The organism is Rhizobium sp. J15, from assembly GCF_002531825.1.
Lineage (GTDB): Bacteria > Pseudomonadota > Alphaproteobacteria > Rhizobiales > Rhizobiaceae > Rhizobium.
Map to the genome: position 1 here is coordinate 1 of NZ_NWSX01000088.1, position 5,588 is coordinate 5,588.

4 protein-coding genes are annotated in these 5,588 nt (G+C 58.1%); 3 read left to right on the plus strand and 1 reads right to left on the minus strand.

All coding sequences use genetic code 11. From position 1 onward, the window contains the following. Window positions 1-140 precede the first annotated feature (140 nt). The 3 genes from CO670_RS32130 to CO670_RS32140 all read left to right on the plus strand — a co-directional run bounded on the left by CO670_RS32130 (window position 141) and on the right by CO670_RS32140 (window position 3,550). On the plus strand, window positions 141-1,157 hold the full coding sequence (locus CO670_RS32130) for a threonine/serine dehydratase (protein ID WP_097594042.1): 1,017 nt from the start codon (window positions 141-143) through the stop codon (window positions 1,155-1,157). Beyond that, entirely contained in the window at window positions 1,154-1,942 is a 789-nt protein-coding gene (locus CO670_RS32135; protein ID WP_097594044.1) for an NAD(P)-dependent oxidoreductase, read from the plus strand. Before CO670_RS32130 ends, CO670_RS32135 begins: the two co-directional genes overlap by 4 nt. Window positions 1,943-2,044: 102 nt before the next feature. Continuing rightward, window positions 2,045-3,550 (plus strand): aldehyde dehydrogenase (NADP(+)), encoded by a 1,506-nt coding sequence (locus CO670_RS32140; RefSeq protein ID WP_097594045.1) that lies wholly within the window; start codon window positions 2,045-2,047, stop codon window positions 3,548-3,550. Window positions 3,551-3,905: 355 nt separating this feature from the next. On the opposite strand, the gene kdgD is transcribed toward CO670_RS32140, so the two are convergent. Continuing rightward, a complete protein-coding gene (gene kdgD, locus CO670_RS32145) occupies window positions 3,906-4,811 on the minus strand; it encodes a 5-dehydro-4-deoxyglucarate dehydratase (RefSeq protein ID WP_097594046.1) in 906 nt (301 codons plus the stop codon). Between the last annotated feature and the right edge of the window lie 777 nt (window positions 4,812-5,588).

Consider the following 5,588-nt stretch of genomic DNA (forward strand, 5'->3'; position numbering starts at 1 on the left):
ATCCTCGACCCTATCCATCAAATGCCGGGACTAAACAGCTAGGCATAGGAGAAGCCGTTGCCCAGGTCATCCATGACGGCAAAAGCAAAATCGATCTCTCCGCTTTCAATTTGGCGCGCTTTCTTTAGGGAGGCGCAGAAATGTACGATTTCGGAAACTTGCGCGATGACATTGCGGCGGCAGCCGAACGTATTCGGGAATTTGTCGTCCGGACTCCTCTCCTGGAAAGTGTCACGCTAAACGACGAGCTCGGGGTGCGCTTGATCGTCAAACCGGAGAACTTGCAAAAGACGGGCTCATTCAAAGCGCGCGGCGCGCTCAACTTTCTTCTTCGTCACGGCGCCAGCGCAGGATCGAGCTTCGTCGGATATTCCTCCGGCAATCATGCCCAGGGACTTGCTTATGCGGCAAGGATCTGTGGGTCGGCGGCCACGGTGCTGATGCCCAAGACGGCTTCGCCCCGCAAGATTGAAAGGACCAGGGCACTTGGCGCAACAGTCGAGCTCCTGGATGACTTCTTCGAGACGCGGCAGTTGCGCGTGAATGATCTCGTCTCGCAAGGCTTCGTCTTCGTCCCGCCCTTCGACCACGACGATATCATCGCCGGGCAGGGTACCGTCGGGCTTGAGATTGCGGAGCAATTGAACGCGCGATCCATCACGCCGGACTTCATCGCCATCCCTGCCAGTGGCGGAGGTCTGATCGCCGGTAGCGGAGTAGCCGTCAAGGCGGATTTCCCGGAATGCGCAATAGTGGCTGTCGAACCGCGAGGCTTCGACGATTTCGCACGGTCTATCGCCGCGGGCGAGCTTCAGGACTTTGAACCAGGTGAGAGCACACTTTGTGATGGGCTCATGTCGCCAAGGCCGGGACTTTTGCCGTTCAAAATCGTCCGAGGCCTGCGACCGTCGTTCGAAACCGTCTCGGATATCGATGTTACCAATGCCATCCGAACGCTCTTCGATAATTTCAACCTCATCGCGGAGCCCAGCGGCGCTGCGGCTTTCGCTTCGATCCTAGCCAAATCGAGCGCGTTCCGCGGAAAGACTGTCGTCGTTGTCGTGTCGGGCGGAAACGTTGGTTCGGCTCTATTCACCAGCGCCCTTGAGGGCGCCACCGCAGGCAATCCCACCTTTAGGAGAAAGACGATCCAATGATCTACAATCGTATCCTGCTCACCGGGGCGGCCGGGCTCCTTGGAACCGAGCTGCGCAAGCGTCTCACTCCGAAAGTCAAATTTCTTCGCTCCACCGATATCGCTCCGATGGCCGATGCTGCTCCGAACGAGGAACTGTTACAGGCAGACCTCGGCGACATCAGCGCCGCGAAGAACCTTGTGCGTGATATCGAAGCCATCGTGCATTTTGGTGGCATTTCCAAGGACGCCGACTTCGAACCTATTCACCGTGTCAACATTGCCGGCTTCCAGAGTCTCTACGAGGCAGCCCGGTCGGCAGGCGTCAAGCGCGTGGTATTTTCCAGCTCGGTGCATGCGATCGGTTTCTACGATCAGACGCAGACGATCGACGCCGGAGCCCCTGCACGGCCCGACTCGAATTACGGCCTCGCCAAGGCTTTCGGCGAGAATCTGGCGCAGCTCTTCTGGGACAAGCATGGGCTTGAAACGGTCTCGCTGCGCATTGGCTCTTGTGAGGCGAAGCCGAGTACTCGCCGTCACCTTCTGACATGGCTTTCGTTCGACGACATGTGGCAGCTCGTCGAACGCTCCCTCACCGTGCCGCGCGTCGGGCACACGATCATTTATGGTGCGTCGAACAACCGGGCATCTTTCTGGGATAACCGGCTTGCCTCCCACATCGGCTACCGTCCGAAGGACAGTGCCGACGATTATCAGGACGATATCTTCGCCGCAGATCCCCAACCCAGTCGCGAGGACGTGGTGAACCGTCTGCAGGGCGGGATCTTCGCGAAACAGGCGTAGATAGTGGGATGAAGATTGCCTACGCAGGGATGCGTTCGGGTGGTCGAGAAGGCTCTGAAACGGGCAGCGGCAAGGACAGGCGCGAGCTGAAGGAGATTGGATATGCTGACAGGAAAGCATTTGATTGCGGGCCGCTGGAAAGATGGCAGTGGAACGTTTCGATCTGATACGATAACGGGTGACGATCGCACATTCTCCGCCGGATCGGTTGAACTCGTGCACGATGCGGTTACAGCGGCGGACGAGGCCTTCCCGATTTACAGCGCCTTATCCCGGGAAACTCGCGCCGGCTTTCTGCGAACGATTGCGGAAGAGATCGACGCAATTGGTTCGCAGATTACGGCGATCGGTTCGGCCGAGACCGGCCTGCCCCCGGCACGCCTCGAAGGAGAACGCTCTCGAACGACCGGACAGCTCCGGCTGTTTGCCGATCACATTGCCGACGGCTTATACCTTGATCGCCGTTACGATATCGCGCTGCCTGATCGAAAACCTGTGCCGCGGCCCGACATCCGTCTGATGCAGCGCCCGCTGGGACCGGTTGCGGTTTTCGGAGCGTCGAACTTTCCTCTGGCATTCTCTACGGCGGGAGGTGACACTGCCGCCGCCCTCGCTGCCGGCTGTCCGGTTGTGGTCAAGGGACATAGCGCCCACCCTGGAACCGGCGAGCTCGTCGCACAGGCGATCGAGAAAGCGATCGGTCGCTGCGGCATGCCGCTTGGCGTCTTCAGCCTAATACAGGGTGGAAACCGCGCTGTCGGCCACGCCTTGGTCCAGCATCCATCGATCAAGGCTGTCGGTTTCACAGGTTCGCTAGCTGGCGGTCGCTCCCTCTTCGACCTGGCGATGGCCCGGCCCGAGCCTATTCCCTTCTTCGGCGAACTCGGCTCCATCAATCCGATGTTTGTCCTGCCGAGCGCGACGAAAGCGCGTCCAGCCGATATCGGCCGAGGGTGGGCCGTCTCACTTTCCCAAGGGGTCGGTCAGTTTTGCACAAATCCCGGTGTCGCGATTGTAGTCGCGGGAACCGATGCCGACAGCTTTGTGAAGGCGGCTGCGGAAGAGCTTCAGAAGATTTCCCCGGCTCCGATGCTGACGGCTTCTATTGCACGGTCGTATCGCGATGGAACGGCTGCCCTTGAGACGGCCGAAGGCGTGACGAAAGAAATGGGGCAGGCCAGCCCAGATCGGGCTGCGGCGCCGTACCTGTTCAGGACAAACGCTCGGAATTGGCTTGCGAATCCGACCCTGCACTCCGAAGTTTTCGGACCGTCTGGCATAGTCGTCGAGGCGTCCGATGTCCGGGAATTGCTCGAGGTCGCCAGGTCGTTCGAAGGTCAATTGACCTTTACTGTTCATCTTGATGATGACGACTGCGGCGTCGCTCGCGAGCTTCTTTGGATAGCGGAAAGAAAGGCCGGTCGGATTCTTTGCAATGGTTACCCGACCGGCGTGGAAGTCTGCGACACGATGGTGCATGGCGGCCCCTACCCGGCCTCGACAAACTTTGGCGCGACATCTGTCGGAACTATGTCGATCCGACGGTTTCTCAGGCCGGTGTCGTACCAGAATGTGCCGGCGAGTTTACTGCCCGACGACTTGCGCTGATCCGATGGGATTCAAGGGCGCCTGCTGCGTTGTTACGTAAATCGGAATCGATTTGAGGATGAAATTATGCAGCAATTCAACGTGCTTCAGTGCCGCGCGTCTGAAAAGACGTACAGCGCTGGAGACGAGCTATCGGGCATCGATACGCCATGGCAATGTGGATGTAAAAACGCCGACAGAACCGGCGGCGGCGGTCGCGGCACCGAGTAATTGTCTCGGAATTGCCGCAGACTTCCGGGGCGCGTGCCAGAGCGGTTCAGCTTTTGATGGAAGCGAAGAACCGCTCTAGCGTTTTATATTTACGCACTTCCGGATGGAAGACTGCTTCGCCCCTTTCCCGGAAAGCCTCTACATCTCAACGGCGATATGGCGCGATGAGCGCTTCCATCATGCACATCTCTTCTCCGGTCAGATCGGTCAATGGAGTGCGGACCGGGCCCGCATCGAATCCCTGAATTCGAACGCCCGCTTTTACCGCGGACACCGCATAGCCTTTGCCGCGATTGCGAATCTTCATGAAGGGATAGAAAAAGTCCTTGAGAAGCTGTTCGCACTTCGCGCGTTCGCCTGCGCGCAGTGCGCGATAGAATTCGTTTGCCAATCCAGGCACGAAGTTGAATACGGCGGACGAATATGTAGTGAACCCTGCCCCAAGATAGGCTTCCGCAAATAGCTCGGCCGTCGGCATCCCACCCAAATACATAAGTCTGTCGCCAATGGTTGACGTTACCTGGCGGACAAGTCCGATGTCACCTGTGCCGTCCTTGAAACCGATGAGGTTCGGGCATTCTTCGCACAAACGGGCGAGTGTATCGGCGTGAAGAACTGAATTGTCGCGGTTATAGACCATGACGCCGAAGCCGACGGATTGGCACACCTTCTTCACATGGGCATACAATCCTTCCTGCGGAGCGTCGATGAGATAATGCGGCAGCAGGAGTATGCCGTCAGCTCCCGCTTTCTCAACCGATTTTGCGATCTCGACAGCAATCTCGGTTCCATATCCGCACCCGGAGACAATGGCAGTCTTTCCCGCCGCTTCCTTTGCTGCTGAAACGATCGCCGGGATCTCGCTTGGGCTCAATGAGAAGAATTCGCCCGTGCCGCCTGCAGCAAACAGGACCGGCGCATTATAGCTGGCAAGCCATTCGACATGAGCCTTGTAGCTCTCCGGCGCGAACATGCCGTTGCGATCGAAGTGGGTAACCGGGAACGAAAGAAGGCCCGAGCCAAGTGCGGCCTTTAGGTGCTGCGGATTCATGTCTATCTCCAAGTTGAACTGGATAGAACAATACCTAGGAGAGCATATCAATGTCAATGAGAGATGTGATCACTATGTACGAGTCGACCTTTAGACATCATATTTCAGTGGAATTCATATTATTTCGTAGCTCTTGCGGCCATCTGTTCGAGCGCTGGCGCGGGCCTGACGGATTCCGTGATTCAATTGAAATGGGATTTTTCACATGGTCCGACCAAGCGCGTGCGTGATCTGAGACTGAAGGAATATCGTGAGCCGGTTGTCGAATTCATCTTCCGCGGCGTGACCGCCATGGCGCGCTCGAACGTAAGCTGTTGGTGGAAGCGTGCGCGCCAGTGCGACCCTCGCGGTACTCCGCCGGTGGGTGGCAATGGGCTGGAAACCAGCATAGCGGCGCCGTGAAGCGGACTCGGTATCCTCGCCACGTGGAGGGCGGAACATGGCGGCCGCAAGAGCGTCAGCTTAGCGGAAGACGGGACGACCGCCCCGCTCATCGGGGCCGCATTCGTCGGTTTTCGCTATGTGGGCCACGCCTTCAGATCACAAAAAATGAACGTCTCATGAATGGCACATGAGACACCTTCGCCTTGAAGGGATATGAACCGCCGACACACTTGGGTTAGATTGTCTATCTGGTTAAGGAGAAGGTCGGCACCAGGCCTGATTGGACGTCCCGCCATGCGCGCCACGTTCGGCCTCCCCGTTAAAGCGCCTTTTGCAGTTCCGGCAGTGCGTCGAACAGATCGGCGACGAGGCCGTAGTCGGCGACCTGGAAGA